Genomic DNA, 18972 nt, shown 5'->3' on the forward strand with positions numbered 1-18972 from the left:
CGATGTACGCATTCGAAATCGAACGCCCGAGCACGGTGGCCGACGCGGTGGCTCTGCTCAAACAAAGCGACGAGAACCAAGCGCTGGGGGGCGGGCAGACCCTGATCCCCACGCTGAAGCAACGGCTGGCCGCGCCCGAGGTGCTGGTCTGCCTGAGCGGGATCGACGAGATCAAGGGCGTCTGCACCGATGACAATGGCCGAATCTGCATCGGCGGGGGCACCACCCACGGCGATGTGGCGGCGGGATCGGGCGCCTATCCGGCGCTGGTCTGGATGGCGCAGAACATCGGCGACCCGGCGGTGCGCAACCGGGGCACAATCGGTGGGAGCCTCGCCAACAACGATCCGTCGGCGTGCTATCCGGCGGCGGTGCTGGCCTCGGGGGCGACCGTGGTGACCAACGAACGCGAGATCGCGGCCGATGATTTCTTCGACGGCATGTTCGCGACCGCGCTGAACGAGGGCGAGATCATCACCGAGGTGAAATTCCCGGTGCCGGAGAAAGCCAATTATCAGAAGTTCGAACAGCCCGCGTCGCGTTTTGCGCTGGTCGGCGTCTTCGTGGCGAAGTTCGCCGACGGCGTGCGCGTTGCCGTCACCGGCGCGTCCGAAGAGGGCGTGTTCCGTTGGAGCGAGGCCGAAGAGGCGCTGGGCGGCAATTTCTCGGCCTCGGCGCTGGAGGGCCTGTCGGTGCCGGCGGACGGGATGATTTCCGACCTGCACGGCTCGGGAGCGTATCGTGCGCATCTGGTGTCTGTTCTGACAAAGCGGGCGGTAGAAGCGGCCTGAGCGCCGCAAAATCCGAACTGGTTGAACCGAAGCCCGGCCTTTCTTAGAGAAGGCCGGGCTTTTGCGTATGTCAGGTCGGAGCGCGCAGGCGCTTCGGTGAGGACAGGTTTTCGTGTATATGGCCCACCCAATTCTCGCTATGGATGTGCCTTGCGGAATTTTCGCAAACGCGTGCTATTCTCTCGCATCCAATCGGGAGGACTCAACATGTCGGATTATTTCGATCTGGGCGCCTATACCCGCCCCGTGACGTCGGTTCCCGTAGCCCAGACCTGGTTTGATCGTGGCCTTGTCTGGTTGTTTGCCTATAACCATGAAGAGGCCATCGTCTGTTTCGAGAAGGCGATCGAGGCCGATCCGGAGTGCGCGCTGGCGCATTGGGGCATCGCCTATGGCATCGGGCCCAATTACAACAAGGCGTGGGAGGTGTTCACGCCCGAGGAAAAGGCGCCCGCGCTGGAGCGCGCCCACGATGCGCTGAAGGCGGGGCTGGCGCTGGACGGCGCGCGTCCCCTGGAGCGTGCGCTGCTGGAGGCGCTGGCGTCGCGCTATCCTACCGATCCTGCGATCGAGGATTACCAGCCCTTCAATGACGGCTTCGCCGAGGCGATGCGCCCGGTCTACGAGGCGCACAAGGACGACCTCGATGTGGCGTGCTTCTTCGCGGAAGCGCTGATGAACCGCACGCCTTGGCAGCTTTGGGATGTCCAGAGCGGCGTGCCCAACCCCGAAGGCTCGACCGTCGAGGCGATGGCGGTGCTGGAACGCGCCTTTGCCGAGACGCCCGGCGCGTGGGACCATCCGGGCCTGTTGCATATGTACATTCACCTGATGGAGATGTCGCCCCATCCCGAAAAGGCGCTGCGCCACGGCGACCGGCTGACCGATCTGGTGCCGGATGCGGGGCACCTTGTGCATATGGGCACCCATATCGACGTATTGTGCGGCGACTACCAGAACGTGCTGGCGCGCAACCTTGCCGCCGCAGAGGTGGACGAGCGGTTCAAGGATTATGCGGGCGCGGCCAATTTCTATGCGCTCTACCGTATCCACAACCTGCATTTCGCGGCCTATGGCGCGATGTTCCTGGGACAGAAGGCGGCGGCCATCGGCGCCGCCAAGCGTTTGCGCGGCGAGGTGCCCGACAAGGTGGTGCGGTCCTATCCCGACATCTTCGAGACCTTCGTGGCCGCCGCGCCGCATGTCTATATCCGCTTCGGGATGTGGGAGGAGATCCTGGAACTGGATCAGCCCGAGGACACCGAGCTTTACGTGACCACCAACGCGCTGATCTGTTACGCCAAGGCCGTGGCGCTGGCCAACCTGGGACGCCATGCCGAGGCCGAGCGCATGGCGGCGGCGTTCACCGAGGCCTACGCACTGGTGCCTGACACAAGGATGCTGTTCAACAACAAGGCCCGCGACGTCCTGGCCGTGGGCGAGGAGATGATGAAGGGTGAACTGGCCTTCAAGGCCGGGCAGCGGGAGGCGGGACTGGAGCACCTGCGCCGTGCGGTCGCGCTGGATGACGGGTTGGAATACGAGGAGCCGTGGTCCTGGCCGCAACCGACGCGCCATGCGCTGGGTGCGCTTCTGATGGAGGCGGGGGAATACGACGAGGCCGAGGCGGTCTATCGCGCCGACCTGGGCCTGGATGGAAAGTTGCCGCGGCCCAGCCAGCATCCGCGCAATGTCTGGGCGCTGCACGGCCTGCACGAATGCCTGCAACGGCGCGGCGCGCCGGAGGAAGTGCCGCATGTGAAGCTGCTGCTGGACCAAGCGGTCGCACGGGCCGATATTCCCGTTCGCGCAAGCTGTCTGTGCCGCAAGGCCGCGGCTTGAGCGGCAGAGCCCGATTGCGGCGCGATCCCCTTGCCGGATGTGGCGCGCTGCCACCGTGACGGTGCAGCGCTGATACAATGTCAGCCTGCCGATGGCCTCGCGGATTTCTGCGGTGGCGGGAGGGTGTCGCATGTCGGGTCGGCGCGACCAAGCTGTCGTTCACGACGGAGGCGATCGCCAGCCCACGGGAGGGGCTGACGATGGCCGGGCCGCTGCGCGGCTGTTAACCGGCTGGGGGCGCGGTGCCAGTGCCTTGTAACGGACACGATCCTGACAGTTGTTGCGGGCGGCACAGATGTCGGCTGCGTCATATTATGGTGTAGATTGCTCGGACATGACGATCATGATAGCCGAAAATCTCAGGCCCTGATTGATCATGTAAAATTACTTCAAATCAAATGTCACTCTCGAAAACCGTACTCGATAAAACCAGCCTTCCGAAGGCAGTGCTTTTCACGTGCGCACTGTGTCTGCCCTTCAAACCTGCTTTCGCCTGCATGCCTCTCAACGAGCCGCTGGGTATCTCGATATGCCTCGACGACACGTCATGGGAGCCGCGTGAAGACGCCGGCGATGACTTTCTCTTCTACAATACCGCCGTTGGTTTTGCCGCCAACGTCAGGATTTTCGACGGGGGCACGAATGACGGCTTGGAAAGCGAACGCGCCGCATGCCGCCTGGCCGAGGCAGACAGCGAAGAAACCCGGGATTTCGCTCTTTTGCAGGCCGGAAAGGTCGCAAGCGGCAACTTTGTTTACGTCGCCCGCGGGTCACGGGATGGCCGGTCCAATATCTATGTGAATACGGTCTCTGTAGGCCCGACGAAAACGCTGCGCCTCACCACCTGGCGCTTGGGCGACAGGCTGTCCGATAGCGATCGCGACATGCATATCGCGTTTGGAAACCTGCTGAAGACCGAGCGGTGACACCTGCGGCTGTCGTCCTGACCTGAACATATCGCAACACAGACACAAGGTGCTTCATAGTGGGTTTTTTCACGGGTTTGGACGCAAACGATCATGACGGGCACTTCGATGCGCTAACCAGCATGGTGGAGGCGAAGCACGGTGTCGCGATCCCCCCCACGCAGGAGCGCGCGGCGCTCTGGCATGAGACGGAAACCGTTTTCAACGCTCCGCTCGGACAAGAGGTCAGATCGTTTCTGGGTTTCATCGCGGATGTCGCCGCCAGCGGGCATTTCGAGACACTGGTCGGTGACAAAGGGAAAATGAAGCCAACGCAGCCCTGCCAATATCTCCTTGAACTAAAGGATCTGACCGACATCGACCCCTTGCTCAAAGGGATCAGTTTCATGCAAACGCGCCAGTCGCGATCATACTTTTCAATTCTGTCATCCCGGCAAGCGCAATCCCCCTGTCCAACGGCAAACTACGCGCTGCAAAGATACAAGGGCAAAAAGGAACTGGTGCGCAGCCCATATGGTGATGTCAGTCTCATTTCCTTTGCGCTTCGGTTTTTCGGAGACAGATCGAGAAAGGAAGGCCGTTCGTTGAGTTCGGCCTCATCAGATGCCGAGGCGTTTTACGCGGAAGCATGCCGGTGTTTTGGCGATCCGGCTGAATTGGGCGCAGGCGTGTATTTTTTCGAAGCCGACAATGCCGAGATATTGATTAGGCCACTTGCCGATATCGGGATTGATCTGAGTGTATTCGACCTGCGCAAGCCGTGGCCCGTTTCAGATGAGCTTTTGAGGCTGTTGGATGGCGGGATGGCGACGTTCAAAGCCTGACCCGCCACATCCAATGCGGCGTCGCTCCTGCGGATGTCCGGCATGGCGCACAGGGGTTCCGGGGCTGATCGGCCCCTTGTGGATAACTGTCACATCCCCGTCACGGAATCGCGCTACCCAAATCGCAAGATGTTCCGCCAAATCCAGTGCTTGCCAGAGGCGGAACACGATATATAGTGAACTCAATCAAGGGGCGGCTGTCACGCCCCGCACCAGAGCACGAGGCGATACGAGCGGGGGTAACTAAGGTCATGGATGCAGATTTCAGGACGGAATTCGTAAGGTCGCCTTCGGCGCTGAAACATCATCCGGCGCTGGTTCTGAATGCCGATTATCGGCCGCTCTCCTATTACCCGCTGTCGCTTTGGCCCTGGCAGGATGCGGTCAAGGCGGTGTTCCTCGACCGGGTCGATATCGTCGCCGAATACGAGGACACGGTGCGAAGTCCCTCGACCGAGATCAGGATACCCTCGGTCATTGTTCTGAAAGATTACGTCAAACCTCAAAAGCGCGTGGCCTTCACGCGCTTTAATTTGTTTTTGAGGGATGAATTCCAGTGCCAGTATTGCGGGGCGAAGGGGGATCTGACCTTCGATCACGTGGTGCCGCGCGCCAAGGGCGGGGTCACCAGCTGGGAGAACGTGGTGGCGGCCTGTTCGCCCTGCAACCTGCGCAAGGGGTCCAAGAGCCTGCGGCGCTCGGGCCTGAGCCTGCGCAAGCCGCCGCGCGCGCCAGCGGCAGAACAGTTGCGCAACATGGGGCGCAAGTTTCCGCCCAACCACCTGCATGAAAGCTGGATCGACTTCCTTTACTGGGATGCCGAGCTGGAAGCCTAGGGCGCTCTTCTAAAAGATTGACCTGAAACCGATCTGCGTGTTGGCTTTGCCGGGTGGCACCGGGGAGGGGCGCATGCGGCTGGGGATCTATCAATGCGATGCGGGCGGGCTGTCGACCAGTGCGCGTCTGAGGGCGCTGGAGTTGCGGCTGGCCGAGCGGGAGGTCGACCTGATGGTCTGCCCCGAACTTTTCGCCTCGGGCTACATGGGGGCGGATCACGCGGCGCTGGCGGAACCTGCGACCGGCCCGTTCTTTGAGGCGGTGGCGGAGATGGCCAAGCGGCACGAGACGGCCGTGTGCTATGGCTACCCAGAGGCGGCGGACGGCGTGATCTACAACGCCGCGCGGCTGGTGGGGGCGGAGGGCGCGGCGCTGGCGAACCACCGCAAGCGGTTGCCGTCGCCCGGCAGTTTCGAGGAAGAGACATTCGCCAACGGCGATACGCTCACGCTGGTGGAGCATGGCGGGCTGCGCATCGCGATCGTCATCTGCTACGAGGTCGAGTTTCCGGAAAGCCTGCGCAAGGCGGCGCAGCATGGCGCCGAGCTGGCGCTGGTGCCGACGGCGCTGGTCGATCGGTGGGGCGTGGTGGCCGAGAAACTGGTGCCGACGCGGGCCTTCGAGAACGGGCTGTGGCTGGCCTATGCCAACCATGCGGGCCAGGAGGATGGTGCGCGGTACCTGGGCGGCAGCCGGATCGTGGCGCCGGACGGGGTGGAAGAGGCGGTGGCGGGCGACACGGAAACGGTGATTGTCGCAGATGTCGATGCCGAACGCGTGGCGGCGGCGCGGAACCGGCTGCCCTATCTGCGCGACGCGGTCAAATTGTGAGTGGCCTGATATGACAGGGCCTGCCTTCGATGATGGTGAATTGGCGGGTCGCGTGACGCGGGCCTGTGCGGTTCTGAAAGCGCAAGGGCTGGACGGTCTGCTGATCTCGGTGCCAGAGAGCATCTACTGGCTGACGGGGCTGGACCATTGGGGCTTTTTCGCCGCGCATGTGCTGGTGCTGAACGCGGATGGCGAGATGGCGCTGGTGTGCCGCGCGATGGAGGGGATCACGGTCGCCAACCAAGTGCGCAATGCGCGGTTTTACGGCCATGCGGATCACGAGGAATTGTCGGACCACGTGCTGCGGGCGATGGCCGATCTGGGCCTCAAGGGCGCGCGCGTCGGGATCGAGAAGCGCAGCCTGTTCCTGACCCCGCGCCATGCCGAGCGGATTAGGGCGGGGGAGGCCGCGTGGATCGACGGGTCGGGTCTGATCGACGATCTGCGGCTGGTGAAATCGCCGGTCGAGATGGCCTATACCCGCAAGGCGGCGCGGGCGGCGGACCTTGGCACGTTGGCCGCGATCGAAGCGGTAAGCGATGGCGCGAGCGATTACGAGGTGGCGGCGGAATACCACCGCGCGGCAATCCTGGCGGAAAGCGAATATCCCGGCTTCGGGCCGTTCTTTCGGCCCACGTCTCGGCTGGGCGAGGAACACACGACATGGCGCGGCGACGTGTTTCGCACGGGCGACGCGGTGTTCATGGAGACCTGTGGCGCCTATCGCAAGTATCAGGCGCCGATGGGGCGGCTGGTCTACGTGGGTGCGGCGCCAAAGGGCGTGGAGCGGTCGGTGGCGTTGGCAATCGAGGGCATGAAGGCGATTTGCGCCGCATTGAAACCGGGCGGTGTTGCGGGCGACGCCTATGCCGCGTGGCGCGAGGTGGCGAAGGATGCAGGCCTGGCGGACTATAACCGGCATCACTGCGGCTATCTGGTGGGGATCGGCTTTCCGCCCAGCTGGACGGGCGGATCGATGGTCACGAGCCTATTCCCAGGCTCGCAGCGCAGGCTGGAGGTAGGCATGGTTTTCCACGCCCATTCATGGTTCACCAACACGGATGTGGTGGACTATTTCATTTCCAATACGGTGATGCTGACGGAAAACGGCGCGGAGGTCCTGACGGACCAGACGCCCGAGACGTTGATCGTCAGGAATTAGGCCGGGCAGGGGCCCGGCCCATGATTTGGCTCAGGCCGCGGCGCGGTTACGGCGGCGCTGGCGGCGGGGTTTGCCCGCGCCCTGGTTCTGACCGCCTGCGTTCGCGCCTGCCTGTCCGTTGCCGCCGTGCGACGGCTTGCGGCGGCGGTTCTGGCCGCCTCCCCGTTTTTTCGGAGCTTGCGCCTGTTCGTTCACCGGGGCGGTGCCGCTGGCGACGGGAACGGTGATCTTCATCACCTTCTCGATGTCGCGCAGAAGGCCCGTTTCCTCGGGCGCGCAAAGCGAGATCGCCTCGCCCTCGCGGCCCGCTCGCGCGGTGCGGCCGATGCGGTGGACGTAGTTGTCGGCCACTTCGGGCAGGTCGTAGTTGACCACGTAGGCGACGCCGGGAATGTCGATGCCGCGCGCGGCCACGTCGGTGGCAACGAGGATGTTGGTGGTGCCGTCGCGGAACGCCTTCAAGGCGCGGTCGCGCTGGCCCTGGCTCTTGTTGCCGTGGATCGAGGCGGCGTTGAAGCCGTCGGACACGAGCCCCTTCATCAGCCGTTCCGCGCCGTGCTTGGTGCGGGAGAAGACGAGCGTGAGGGCGTGCGGGTCATCGGCGAGGATCTCGCGCAGCTTCGATGATTTGTCGTTCTTGGCGACGTGGTGCACCGACTGGGTGACCTTGTCGGCGGCCTTGCCCGGGGGCGAGACCTGAACCCGGCGGGGGTTGGTCAGGTAGGCGGCGGAGATCTCTTCCATCTGCTTGGGCATGGTGGCCGAAAACAGCATGGTCTGGCGTGGGCTGCCCAGGTGCGGCGCGATCTTGCGCAGCGCGTGGATGAAGCCCATGTCGAGCATCTGGTCGGCCTCGTCCAGCACGAGGTGACGTGCGGTGGACAAATCGAGCGCGCGGCGCTCCATCAGGTCGATCAGGCGGCCGGGCGTGGCGACCAGGATGTCGGTGCCGCGGCTGAGAAGACTGATCTGCTTGCCGATGGATTGCCCGCCGACGACGGTGACGACGCGCAGCTTGGTGCCCTTGGTGAGGTTGCGCAGGCTGTCGGCGATCTGGTTCACCAGTTCGCGCGTGGGCGCGAGGATGAGCGCCTTGACGGTCTTTTCGGCGGGTTTGCCGGGCGCCTCCAGCAGGTGCTGGATCAGCGGCAGGCCGAAGGCCAGCGTCTTGCCGGTGCCGGTCTGGGCGAGGCCCATGACGTCATGGCCTTCCAGCGCCAGCGGAATGGCCTTGTTCTGGATGGGCGTCGGCTCTGTCAGGCCGGCGGTCTTGAGAGCGGTATTGAGTTCGGGCGCGAGGCCCAGCATGTCGAAATCGTACAAGTCGTATCCTTTGCGGGCCACAAGGCGGAAGCCTGCGTGACCAAGAGGTATGGCCCGCACGGGATGCGCGGGTGCAAGGGTTGCGCGGACACTTTAAGGCGTCGCGGGCGTATCCCGCGCCACCTGGCGCCGCATCAGAAACCCTGCGTGATGGGGGAACTGGAAAAATCGGGCTGGTTGCTGGTTCGGGCGGTTGGCCCGGCTCACGCGCAATCGCAGCGATGGGAGACAGATGGGGGATTGCGGGGCAGGTGTCAAGCAATACCCAGAATTTTCGGAATTGCAGGAGGGGGTGATGCTTAGCGGTCGTGGTGAAGGTCAGGAGTGAGCCCTTTGTGAGACATTGGGTTCGAGCACCCAGCCGGTTAACCGCCGCGAAGCGGCCCGGCCATCGTCAGCCCCTCCCTTGGGCTGGCGATTTGGCGAGGCTGGGCGCAACGATCCTTTTGAGGACGTGTTTGGCAGGCATGAAGTGCTTCAGAATTGCCCTCGGATCGCCATCCCAGGGGCTGACGATGGCCTCCGTCGTGAACGGCGGCTTCGATTGCATAGCAGACAACGACTGGTCAACAGAAAAAGGCGCCGCGGTTTCCCGGGCGCCTTTCTATCGGGTCTGCATCGACGTCAGCTTTTCGCCGGCTCGTTCGCCGGGGCCGGGGTGGGCGCCGCGCCTTGCTGTGCCGGGGCGGCTTGTTTCTTGCCGCCGGCGTTGAGCGGGTCGTCCTGCCGCTGCACCGAGCCCTCGAAATGGGCACCGGATTCGATGGCGATGGTCTTGTGGATGATGTCGCCTTCGACGCGGGCGGTCGAGGTCAGGCGCACCTTTAGGCCACGCACGCGGCCGACGATGCGGCCATTGATCACGACATCATCGGCGATGATCTCGCCCTTGATCGTGGCGCTTTCGCCGATAGTCAGCAGGTGAGCGCGAATGTCGCCCTCGACAGTGCCTTCAACCTGGACGTCGCCGGTGGTCTTGAGGTTGCCGGTGACGTGCAGATCGGGCGACAGGACCGATGCGGGCGGCTTGGCCTTGGGGGCCGCGGCCTTGAATTCACCGCTGCTGGCGGTGCTGGTGTCCTTGCGCGGCTCGGCCGGCGCGGCGGGTTTGGCCGCAGAATCCTGCTTCGGCGCGGGGTCGTTGATTTTGCTTTTAGAAAACATCTCTTGCAGCCTTGATGTAGATCATGGGATTGACGGCCTTGCCGCCGACACGGACCTCGTAGTGTAGATGGGTGCCGGTCGAACGTCCAGTGCTCCCCATATCACCAATTCGATCCCCGCGCGAGACCCTTTGGCCTTTTTTGACCCGCAGCTGGGACATGTGGGCGTAGCGGGTCTCGATCCCGAACTCGTGCTGGATCTTGACCAGGCGGCCATAGCCCGACTGCCAGCCGGCATGGGTGACCACGCCATCGGCGGTGGAATAGATCGGCGTGCCGTGGGGGGCCGCGAAATCGGTGCCGGAATGCATCCGGCCCCAGCGCATCCCGAAGCCCGAGGTGTAGCGGAAGGAGGACTTGACCGGCATCGCGAAGGGCGCCTTTTGCGCGGCGATGCGGTAGAGGTTCAGCTTGTCCATGCCCTGAAGGATGCCATTGGCGCGGCGGGCGTCCGCCGAGGGTTCCTCGCCGCGGGTGGAAAAGCTGAGCGGCATCAGCGGGCCGCCCTGGCCGGAATAGCCCGAGCGCACCGTGGCGATAAGGTTGTCCGGGTTCATGCCGGCGGCGCTGAACATCTTGTCCAGCGGCTCGACCGAGATCGACATCGCCTCCTCCAGCTGGCGGAAGATCTGGTCGTTCTGGTCCTGCATCAGCTGGATCTGGCTGGCCATCTCATCGGCGCGCAGCAGAGCGTCCTCCGCATCGGCGGTGACCTGATCACGCTCCTGCGCGGTGGCGGCCAGCTGGGACGACAGGAACTCGACCATCGGGTCCTCGCCGGTGCTGCCCGAGGCGCCGGGCAGGGGCGTGTCGCCGGAATTCTCGATCGCCGCGGCCAGCTCTTCGGCCTCGTTGCGGGCGCTGTCGCGGTCTTTCATGGTGCGGCGCAGGGTGGACTGGATCACCTCGATCCCGGTTTCCAGTTCGCGGCGGCGGGTCTCGGACGACAGAAGCTCGGTCTGCATGACCGAAATCTGCTCCAGCGCCGAGTTGAAGCGGTTTTGTGCCGCGAGCGCCTCTTCGGCGCGCTTGTCGCGTTCGTCCTCGAGCGCGTTCAGCCGGGCCTCGTAGGTGCGCTGATCTCGCTTGGCCTGTTCACGGAAGTTGCCCGATCCGATCGAGTCCATCACCAGGACCGCGGTGGCGATGATCGCCCAGGCTACGATGGCGGAGGCGCCGAGGAAGGCAACGAGTTGCGTGGCGGGGCGGAGCCTGATGAAGCGTGTGTCGGTGTCTGACCGCAGGAAAACGCGGCGTTCCGGGAAGTGTCTTTCCAGAAAGTGGTTCAGCTTGATCAACAATCGACTGCGCACGTTTCACTCCGTCCCTTGCAACCTTTTCCCCGTGTCGATGCTCAAACCTCTGCCGCGTCGTCTGCCGCGATCGTGTCCATTCTTGGCCGGATGGTCCGGTGGCATCGTCCGGGGTTGGGTACACAGCAGGGTCGTATTGGGCAAGGATTTTGACCACGGCTGCGTGGCAGTGCGCCGATTTGTGCCGGAACTGGCAAAAAATTGCCGATTCATAAGGGGTTGATGGCGCGGATACGCTAGGTGCCGGGGACCGGACCGTTGGCTAGCGGCCAGTAGAAATCGGGCGGCAGGCCCGCCTCGGCGCGTTTCTCCTCGTTGAAAGGCGGCTTGAGCGCGCCGTGGAAATAGCGCCGGACAAGATCGTGAAAGGCGGTTTTCGGATCCATCTCGTGCCGCCCGCAAAGGAAGTGGAACCACTTCGACCCATAGGCGACATGCGCGACCTCCTCGGCATAGATTACCTTCAGCGCATCGACCGTCCGGGTCTCTTTGGCGCCTTGGAAGAGGTCGATCATGCCGGGCGTCACGTCGAGGCCGCGGGCCTCGAGCACCATCGGCACGACGGCGAGCCGGCCCATGAAATCCTCGGCCGTGTCCTCGGCGGCGCGCCACATGCCGGCATGGGCATCCAGCGCGCCATAGTGACTGCCCTTTTCCTCAAGACAGTCGCATACCAGATTGAAATGCTTGGATTCTTCGTCGGCCGCCTTGACCCAGTCGTCGTAGAACCCGAGGGGCATCTTCACGTCCGTGAAGCGCGCGATGATGTCCCAGTGAAGGTCCACGGCATTGAGCTCGATATGCGCGACGGCGTGCAGGATCGCCAGCCGTCCGGGCGCGGTACCGGGGCGACGGCGGGGCACGTCGCGCGGGTCCAGAAGCCGGGGCAGGTCGGGGCGGGCCGGACGCAGCGGCGGCGCGGCGCTGCCCACGGCCAGGTCGCGCCCGGCGGCGCGGGCGGCGAACCAGGTGGCGGCATGGCGCCGCGACAGCGCCGTCTTTTCGCGCCCGTCGGCGGCGGTGAGAACCTCCACCGCCATTTCCGCAAGGCTTTGATCGATCACAGGGCGCGCACCGCGTCCAGCACCTCCTCGGCGTGGCCGTCCACCTTTACCTTGGGCCAGACCCGGGCGACCATGCCTTCGCGGTCGACCAGCACGGTCGTGCGCTCGATCCCCATGAAGGTCTTGCCGTACATCTTTTTCTCTTTCCAGACGCCGTATTCCTCGCAGACATGCGTTTCAGCGTCAGACAGAAGGGGAATGCCCAGCTCATGCTTGTCGCGGAACTTGTCGTGCTTGGCCACGGTATCCTTGGAAATGCCGAAGACCTTGGCGCCCGCCGCGTCGAAGTCCTCGGCCAGGCCGGTGAAGGCGATGGCCTCCTTGGTGCAGCCGGGCGTGTCGTCCTTGGGATAGAAATAGAGCACGACCGGCGCGGGGCGCTGTTCGGACAGGGTGACGAGGTCGCCGCCGTCGCGCGGCAGGGCAAAATCGGGGGCCGGTTGGCCGGGTTCGAGCATGTCGGATTCTCCCATGAGCAAAAAGTGAGTTTCAAATTAACGCGTAAGCGGCAAGAATAAAGCAAAGAGGGCAGGCAAATGCGCGGCGAACGCGCGACATCGGGATTTATGAGCGACACGGCGCAGACAAAACCGCGCGGCAAGCGCCTGAAACGGTTCGGCCTCTGGAGCGTCGCACTGGTGCTGGCGGTGTGCCTGGGGCTGAGCGTGGCGGCGGTCTCGCTGCTTGGCACGCGGCTCTCGGCGCCGGACTGGGTGCGGGACCGTGTCACCCGCGAGATCAACGCGGCCGTCGAAGGCGTGTCGCTGCATTTCGGCGACATGGCCGTGGTGATGGAGGAAGGCTGGGTGCCGCGCCTGTCGCTGCGCGACGTGACGGTCCGCGACACCACCGGCCTGCCCATCGCCAACCTGTCGGACGTGCAGGGCACCGTGGACCTGAAGGCGCTGTTGCAGGGACAGTTGCATCCCAGCACGGTGCGCCTGTCGGGGGCGCAGCTGAGCTTTCGGCGCACCGACGCGGGCGAGGTGGGCGTCACGCTGGGCGAGGTGGGAACTTCCGAGCAGCAGCCGGTGACGGTGGCCGCGATGGCCGAGCGGCTGGACGTGGTGCTGAACCGGCCCGCCTTCAGAAGCCTGACGACAATCGAGGCCACGAACGTCTCGCTGCGCTACGAGGACGAGCGCACCGAGCGGGCCTGGACCGCCGATGGCGGGCGACTGGACGTGACGCGCGAGGGCGACGACATCCGCCTGCGCGGGGATTTTGCGCTGATCGGCGCGCGCGATTATGCCACCACGCTGGCGCTGAACTATACCGGCCGCCTGGGCAGTGCGGCCTCCGAGGTCGGCCTGAGCTTCGAGGACATGCCGGCCCGCGACGTGGCGGGACAATCGCCCGCGCTGGCGTGGCTTTACGCGATCGACGCGCCGATCTCGGGCGCGCTGCGCGCCTCGGTGGATGACACGGGCAAGCTTGGCCCGCTCAACGCGACGTTGCAGATCGGCCAGGGCGCGGTCAGGCCGAACGAGGCGACCGAGCCCATCGCCTTCGACTCGGTGCGCAGCTATTTTACCTACGACCCCTCCGAGGATCGCATCGTCTTCAACGAGCTGTCGATCGACAGCAAGTGGGTCAAGACCAGCGCCACGGGCCATGCCTATCTGGTGGGGGTGGAAAAAGGCTGGCCGCGCGAGATCCTGTTGCAGGTCAACCTGTCGGAGGTGGTGGCCAACCCGATGGACCTTTATGCCGAGGCGGTCACGCTTCAGGGCGCGCGCATGGATATGCGCCTGAAGCTGAACCCTTTCGCGCTTACCCTCGGCGAGCTGAGCCTGTCGGACCAGGACGAGGTGCTGCGGTTGAGCGGCGAGGCGCGGGCCGAGCCGGAAGGCTGGGATGTCACGCTGAACGGCCACATGGAGCGCATCGACCCCGACCGCCTGCTGCAGCTCTGGCCCGAACGGCTTCAGGACAAGACTCGCGACTGGATCACCGAGAACGTGCGCGCGGCGGACCTGCGCAACATCCAGCTTGCCCTGCGGTCCTTGCCCAAGCGCAGCCCTGACTTTTTCCTGGGCTTCGATTTCGAGAAGTTCAGCACGCAGTTCATCAAGAATTTTCCGGTGATCGAAGATGCGCACGGGCACGCGTCCTTGATGGACAACCGTTTCGTGGTGTCCGCACTGGGCGGGCACGTGACCGCGCCGCAGGGCGGGCGGGTCGATATCTCGGGCACCAGTTTCGACATTCCGGACGTGACGATCAAGCGGACGCCCGCGCAGGTGAACCTGCGCACACGCAGCACGATCACGGCGGCCCTGTCGCTGCTGGACGAACCGCCGCTGGAATTTCTGACCAAGGCCGGGCGCGAGGTGACCCTGGCGGACGGCATGGCGGAATTGCAGGGCGTACTTGACCTTCGCCTGCTGAAAAAGCTGTCGGTCGAGGACGTGGAGTTCGACATAGCGGGCAAGCTGCGCGATGTGCGCAGCGAGGTTCTGGTGCCGGGCCGGGTGCTGTCCTCCGCCGCGCTGGACGTGGCGCTTGCGGACGATGTGCTGACAGTGGCCGGGGCAGGGCGCATCGGGCAGGTGCCGTTCGACGGGCGGTTCGAGACCGATATCAGCCCCGGCGCGAACACCAGCACGGTGCGCGGCTGGATCGAATTGTCCGAACGCTTTGTCGAGGAGTTCGGCATCGGATTGCCGCCGGGCAGCGTGTCGGGCGCGGGCCGGGCCGACATGGAGATCGACTTTGAAAAAGGTGCGCCTGGCGTGTTCCGGCTGAGCTCGACCCTGGCCGGTGTGGGCCTGCGCGTGCCGCAGCTGGATTGGGCGCTGTCGCAGGGCGCGACGGGCCGGCTGGAGGCGTCGGGCCGGCTGGGCGAACCGCCCTCGATCGACCGGCTGGAGATTTCGGGCGCGGGGCTGACCGCGCGCGGCGCGGTCACCCTGCGCGACAATGGCCAGCTGGACCGGGCCACGTTTTCGCAGGTGCAGATCGGCAGCTGGCTGAAAGCGCCGGTGGAACTGGTCGGGCGCGGTGCGGGTGCGGCGCCGGCGGTGCGCGTGCAGGGCGGTTCGGTGGATCTGCGCCAGACCTCGCTGGCGGGCGATGGCGGCGGTGGGGGCCGACAACGCACGCAGCGCGGCGGGCCGGTGTCGCTGGCGCTGGACCGCCTGCAGATATCGGACGGAATCGCGCTGACGGATTTCCGGGCGGACCTGAACATGTCGCAGGGGGCCAACGGCAGCTTTACCGGCCGGATCAACGGCATGTCGCCGATCACCGGCCGGGTCGTGCCGCAAAACGGGCGCAGCGCCTTTCGCATCCAGGCCGAGGACGCGGCCGGGGTGCTGGTGTCGGCGGGACTGATCAAGGGCGCGCGCAACGGCAAGCTGGATGTGACGCTGGTGCCGGGCAAGGGGCCGGGCATCTATGAAGGCCGGCTGACGGCCAAGGGATCAATGCGTCTCAAGGATGCGCCGTCGATGGCCGCGCTCCTGAACGCGTTGACGGTGGTGGGTCTGCTGGAGCAGTTGGGCGGCGACGGCATACATTTCGAGTCGCTGGAGGCGCGTTTCCAGCTTTCGCCCCAGCGCGTCACGCTTTATTCCAGCAGCGCGGTGGGCGCCGCGATGGGGATCACGATGGACGGCTATTACTATCCGGAAAGCGGGCAGATGGACATGCAGGGCGTGATTTCGCCGGTCTATGTGGTGAACGCTGTGGGCTCGCTCTTTACCCGGCGGGGCGAGGGGCTGTTCGGCTTCAACTACACGCTCAAGGGGCCGGCACGCAGTCCGCGGGTCAGCGTCAACCCGCTGTCTGCCTTCACCCCGGGCATGTTCCGGGAGCTCTTCCGCCGCCCGGCACCGGAATTGCCGCAATCCAGACAGCCCGCGCAGAGCACGCAGCAGGGGGCGGACGGGTCACAGTCGCAGCCGCCGCAATCGGGCTCGCGCGTGCGCGATTTCAACAACCGTGAAGCCGGCCGATGAAGCTGTCGGATTTCGATTTCGACCTGCCCGAGACGCTGATCGCGACCCGGCCCGCACGACCGCGGCCGTCGGCGCGGCTGCTGGTGGCGCGAGGGGACACGATCACCGATGCGCGGGTCCATGACCTGGGCCGGTACCTGCGGCCCGGCGATCGGCTGATCCTGAACAACACCAAGGTCATCCCGGCGCGCCTGTCGGGGCTGCGCCGGCGTGACAGTGCCCAGGGCGAGACCGAGGCGCGGATCGAGGCGACGCTGCTGGACGCCACGCCCGAGGGCGACTGGCGGGCGATGATCAAGCCATTGAAAAAGCTTCGGACCGGCGAAGTGGTGCGCTTTGGCGCGGGCCTGGAGGCGACTTTGCTGGACAAGGAGGACGGGCAGGGCGTGCTGAGTTTCAACCTGTCGGGGGAAGACTTCGACGCCGCGCTCAACGCGGCGGGCGCGATGCCCTTGCCGCCCTATATCGCCAGCAAGCGCGCCGCCGATGCACGTGACCGCGACGATTACCAGACGGTCTTCGCCAAGGAGACCGGCGCGGTGGCGGCGCCCACGGCCAGCCTGCATTTCGACGACGCGCTGCTGGCGGAACTGGCGGCGCAGGGTATCGCCTTTACCGAGGTGACGCTGCATGTGGGCGCCGGCACCTTCCTGCCCGTGAAGGTCGAGGATGTGACCACCCACCGGATGCACGCCGAATGGGGCGAGGTCAGCGCGGCGGCTGCGGCCGAGATCGCCGCGACGAAAGCGCAAGGCGGGCGGGTCATTCCGGTGGGCACCACCGCGCTGCGCCTGATCGAAAGCGCCGCCCGCGATGGCACGATCGCGCCGTGGCGGGGCGAGACGGATATCTTCATCTACCCCGGTTTCGAGTTTCGGGTGACGGACGCGCTGATGACCAATTTTCACCTGCCCAAGAGCACCCTGATGATGCTGGTCAGCGCCTTGATGGGGCCCGAGCGCATCAAGGATATCTACACGCACGCCATCCGGAATGAGTACCGATTCTTCTCTTACGGGGATTCGTCTCTTCTGGTACCCGATGCCGTGGATGACGGGGAGGAGACCTGAATGAAACTCAACAAGGTGCCGGGCTTTGTCAGCCGCGTCATGTGGGTGGGGCTGATCACCAGTGCCGCGCTTTTGATCTTGAACTACGTGATCGCGGGGCTTGTCTGTGCGTTGATCGTCTTTGCCGCCAACCTTGCGCTCAAGCGCGAGCCGGTCAAGCTGTGGGTCTTTCGCGTGCTGACCGGGATGTCGCGCGAAGAGCTGGAGCGAGCGACGCTGGCCGATCTTCAGGCGGGTGCCACGACGTCGGACCGGGGCAGGCCGGACCCCGACGATCCGCCGGCCGGCTGACCTTCCGCCCCGGAGCGGGCTGCCGCGCGTGGTTCCGCCCATCGGCGGCTGTTGCGGCGCCGGACGCTGTTGAAACCGGCAGGAAACACTGGCAAGGCCTGCACCAGCGACGGATCGAGTCGCGTTTGAGCCAGACCTGTTGTGCGACGCCCGTCTAGACGGGCTGAAAGTCATTGGAGTTCCCGCATGTTTTCCGTTCTTTCCAGCGCCTGGGCCCTGCTTTTGGGCATGATGCTCTTGCAGGTCGGCAACGGCATGCAGGGCACGCTCCTGGGGGTGCGCGGCCAGATGGAAGGCTTCTCGACGCTGGAAATGTCGCTGGTGATGTCGGGCTATTTCCTGGGCTTTCTCTTTGGCTCGCGCATGGCGCCGGAGATGATCCGGCGGGTGGGCCACGTGCGGGTTTTCGCGGCGCTGGCCTCGATGATCTCGGCGGTGATGATCCTGTATCCGGCTTTTGCCAACCCCTGGGCCTGGGGCGTGGGGCGCGTGCTGATCGGGTTCTGTTTTTCCGGCGTGTACGTCACCGCCGAAAGCTGGCTGAACAACGCCGCCACGAACGACAACCGCGGCAAGGCGCTGTCGCTTTACATGATCGTGCAGATGGTCGGTATCGTCAGCGCCCAGGCGCTGATGCTGACCGCGGATCCGGGCGGATTCGTTCTGTTCATCATCCCGTCCGTGCTGATCTCGCTGTCCTTCGCGCCCATTCTGCTGTCGATCAGCCCGACACCGGCCTTCGACACGACCAAGCCGATGACCCTGCGCGAGATCATGCGGATCTCGCCCCTGGGCTGTGTCGGCATGTTCCTTCTGGGCGGCGTCTTTGCGGCCCAGTTCGGCATGGCTGCGGTCTATGGCGCCGAGGCGGGGCTGACCGTGGGGCAGATCTCGACCTTCGTGGCGACGTTTTATGTCGGCGCGATGCTGGTGCAGTACCCGCTGGGCTGGCTGTCGGACCGGATGGACCGGCGGTTGCTGATCCTGATCGCCTCGGCCATTGCGGCGCTTGGCGCGGTGATCGGCATGGCCCTGGGCGGCGTGTTCTGGCTGTTGCTGGTGGCGGCCTTCCTGGTGGGCGGCATGTCGAACCCGCTTTATTCGTTGCTGATCGCCTATACCAACGACTTCCTGGGGACCGACGACATGGCGGCCGCGGCCGGCGGCATGGTGTTCATCAACGGGCTGGGCGCGGTCTTTGGCCCGATCATCACCGGCTGGATCATGGGCGTGGTGGGGCCGAGCGGGTATTTCCTGCATATCGCGACACTGTGCACGATGATGGCGGCCTATGCCGCGTACAGGATGACCCAGCGCGCGGCGCCCGACGACACCGATCGCTACACCGCGGTGGTGCCGGGTGTGTCGCCCATGGCGGTGACCTATGCGCAGGAAGTTGCCATGGAGGCGGCAGAGGAAAATTCAGAGGATGGACAGGCCGCGTGAGATTGCCCATATGCGCGGCAGAAACGGGACGATGTCACGAAACATTGCCTTTGTTGCAATTCTTTACTGTCCACCGGGCAGGGGATGTCGTTAACCTGTTACATATGAGTGCTGCCCACTACGGGAG

General features: G+C 64.9%; 16 protein-coding genes. 11 read left to right on the forward strand and 5 right to left on the reverse strand.

The window, feature by feature from the left end:
- Positions 1 to 2: 2 nt before the first annotated feature.
- The 7 genes from FIU85_RS19560 to FIU85_RS19590 all read left to right on the forward strand — a co-directional run bounded on the left by FIU85_RS19560 (position 3) and on the right by FIU85_RS19590 (position 7213).
- Positions 3 to 791: a xanthine dehydrogenase family protein subunit M gene (locus FIU85_RS19560; RefSeq protein ID WP_152498089.1), complete on the forward strand. Its 789-nt coding sequence runs from the start codon at positions 3 to 5 to the stop codon at positions 789 to 791.
- A gap of 207 nt (positions 792 to 998) precedes the next feature.
- Complete coding sequence (locus FIU85_RS19565) at positions 999 to 2633, forward strand: hypothetical protein (protein WP_152498090.1); 1635 nt, start codon at positions 999 to 1001, stop codon at positions 2631 to 2633.
- Between the two features lie 398 nt (positions 2634 to 3031).
- A complete protein-coding gene (locus FIU85_RS19570) occupies positions 3032 to 3559 on the forward strand; it encodes a hypothetical protein (protein ID WP_152498091.1) in 528 nt (175 codons plus the stop codon).
- A 59-nt stretch (positions 3560 to 3618) separates the two neighbouring features.
- Positions 3619 to 4383 (forward strand): hypothetical protein, encoded by a 765-nt coding sequence (locus FIU85_RS19575; RefSeq protein ID WP_152498092.1) that lies wholly within the window; start codon positions 3619 to 3621, stop codon positions 4381 to 4383.
- 251 nt (positions 4384 to 4634) lie between these two features.
- Complete coding sequence (locus FIU85_RS19580) at positions 4635 to 5219, forward strand: HNH endonuclease (protein ID WP_152492755.1); 585 nt, start codon at positions 4635 to 4637, stop codon at positions 5217 to 5219.
- 73 nt (positions 5220 to 5292) lie between these two features.
- Positions 5293 to 6051: a carbon-nitrogen hydrolase family protein gene (locus FIU85_RS19585; protein ID WP_152498093.1), complete on the forward strand. Its 759-nt coding sequence runs from the start codon at positions 5293 to 5295 to the stop codon at positions 6049 to 6051.
- A gap of 10 nt (positions 6052 to 6061) precedes the next feature.
- The gene (locus FIU85_RS19590; RefSeq protein WP_152498094.1) at positions 6062 to 7213 is read left to right on the forward strand and encodes a Xaa-Pro peptidase family protein; all 1152 of its coding nucleotides are present in this window, start codon (positions 6062 to 6064) and stop codon (positions 7211 to 7213) included.
- Between the two features lie 30 nt (positions 7214 to 7243).
- Here the strand turns inward: FIU85_RS19590 and FIU85_RS19595 are convergent, their stop codons facing one another.
- The 5 genes from FIU85_RS19595 to FIU85_RS19615 form a co-directional block, all read right to left on the reverse strand.
- Positions 7244 to 8536 carry a DEAD/DEAH box helicase gene (locus FIU85_RS19595; protein ID WP_152498095.1) on the reverse strand — a complete coding sequence of 431 codons (1293 nt, stop codon included), beginning with the start codon at positions 8534 to 8536 and terminating at the stop codon, positions 7244 to 7246.
- Positions 8537 to 9160: 624 nt separating this feature from the next.
- Positions 9161 to 9700 carry a polymer-forming cytoskeletal protein gene (locus FIU85_RS19600; RefSeq protein ID WP_152498096.1) on the reverse strand — a complete coding sequence of 180 codons (540 nt, stop codon included), beginning with the start codon at positions 9698 to 9700 and terminating at the stop codon, positions 9161 to 9163.
- Positions 9690 to 11012 carry a M23 family metallopeptidase gene (locus tag FIU85_RS19605; protein WP_172978097.1) on the reverse strand — a complete coding sequence of 441 codons (1323 nt, stop codon included), beginning with the start codon at positions 11010 to 11012 and terminating at the stop codon, positions 9690 to 9692. The genes FIU85_RS19600 and FIU85_RS19605 overlap by 11 nt, the downstream gene beginning before the upstream one ends.
- Before the next feature lie 236 nt (positions 11013 to 11248).
- Positions 11249 to 12052 carry a ferritin-like domain-containing protein gene (locus FIU85_RS19610; RefSeq protein ID WP_152498333.1) on the reverse strand — a complete coding sequence of 268 codons (804 nt, stop codon included), beginning with the start codon at positions 12050 to 12052 and terminating at the stop codon, positions 11249 to 11251.
- 20 nt (positions 12053 to 12072) lie between these two features.
- Entirely contained in the window at positions 12073 to 12549 is a 477-nt protein-coding gene (locus tag FIU85_RS19615; RefSeq protein WP_254702958.1) for a peroxiredoxin, read from the reverse strand.
- Between the two features lie 93 nt (positions 12550 to 12642).
- Between FIU85_RS19615 and FIU85_RS19620 the strand changes: the two genes are divergently transcribed.
- The 4 genes from FIU85_RS19620 to FIU85_RS19635 all read left to right on the forward strand — a co-directional run bounded on the left by FIU85_RS19620 (position 12643) and on the right by FIU85_RS19635 (position 18845).
- Entirely contained in the window at positions 12643 to 16038 is a 3396-nt protein-coding gene (locus FIU85_RS19620) for a DUF3971 domain-containing protein (protein WP_152498334.1), read from the forward strand.
- On the forward strand, positions 16035 to 17108 hold the full coding sequence (gene queA, locus FIU85_RS19625) for a tRNA preQ1(34) S-adenosylmethionine ribosyltransferase-isomerase QueA (RefSeq protein ID WP_152498097.1): 1074 nt from the start codon (positions 16035 to 16037) through the stop codon (positions 17106 to 17108). The genes FIU85_RS19620 and queA overlap by 4 nt, the downstream gene beginning before the upstream one ends.
- A complete protein-coding gene (locus FIU85_RS19630) occupies positions 17109 to 17399 on the forward strand; it encodes a hypothetical protein (RefSeq protein ID WP_152498098.1) in 291 nt (96 codons plus the stop codon).
- A 186-nt stretch (positions 17400 to 17585) separates the two neighbouring features.
- Entirely contained in the window at positions 17586 to 18845 is a 1260-nt protein-coding gene (locus FIU85_RS19635) for an MFS transporter (RefSeq protein WP_152492746.1), read from the forward strand.
- Positions 18846 to 18972: the final 127 nt, after the last annotated feature.

Source organism: Roseovarius sp. THAF8 (assembly GCF_009363735.1).
Classification (GTDB): domain Bacteria; phylum Pseudomonadota; class Alphaproteobacteria; order Rhodobacterales; family Rhodobacteraceae; genus Roseovarius.

Excerpts from the sequence above, each read along its gene's own strand:
- FIU85_RS19560 (WP_152498089.1), top strand. The coding sequence starts at position 3 with ATGTACGCATTCGAAATCGAACGCCCGAGCACGGTGGCCGACGCGGTG.
- FIU85_RS19565 (WP_152498090.1), top strand. The coding sequence starts at position 999 with ATGTCGGATTATTTCGATCTGGGCGCCTATACCCGCCCCGTGACGTCG.
- FIU85_RS19570 (WP_152498091.1), top strand. The coding sequence starts at position 3,032 with ATGTCACTCTCGAAAACCGTACTCGATAAAACCAGCCTTCCGAAGGCA.
- FIU85_RS19580 (WP_152492755.1), top strand. The coding sequence starts at position 4,635 with ATGGATGCAGATTTCAGGACGGAATTCGTAAGGTCGCCTTCGGCGCTG.
- FIU85_RS19585 (WP_152498093.1), top strand. The coding sequence starts at position 5,293 with ATGCGGCTGGGGATCTATCAATGCGATGCGGGCGGGCTGTCGACCAGT.
- FIU85_RS19590 (WP_152498094.1), top strand. The coding sequence starts at position 6,062 with ATGACAGGGCCTGCCTTCGATGATGGTGAATTGGCGGGTCGCGTGACG.
- FIU85_RS19600 (WP_152498096.1), bottom strand. The coding sequence starts at position 9,700 with ATGTTTTCTAAAAGCAAAATCAACGACCCCGCGCCGAAGCAGGATTCT.
- FIU85_RS19610 (WP_152498333.1), bottom strand. The coding sequence starts at position 12,052 with ATGGCGGTGGAGGTTCTCACCGCCGCCGACGGGCGCGAAAAGACGGCG.
- FIU85_RS19615 (WP_254702958.1), bottom strand. The coding sequence starts at position 12,549 with ATGGGAGAATCCGACATGCTCGAACCCGGCCAACCGGCCCCCGATTTT.
- FIU85_RS19620 (WP_152498334.1), top strand. The coding sequence starts at position 12,643 with ATGAGCGACACGGCGCAGACAAAACCGCGCGGCAAGCGCCTGAAACGG.
- queA (WP_152498097.1), top strand. The coding sequence starts at position 16,035 with ATGAAGCTGTCGGATTTCGATTTCGACCTGCCCGAGACGCTGATCGCG.
- FIU85_RS19630 (WP_152498098.1), top strand. The coding sequence starts at position 17,109 with ATGAAACTCAACAAGGTGCCGGGCTTTGTCAGCCGCGTCATGTGGGTG.
- FIU85_RS19635 (WP_152492746.1), top strand. The coding sequence starts at position 17,586 with ATGTTTTCCGTTCTTTCCAGCGCCTGGGCCCTGCTTTTGGGCATGATG.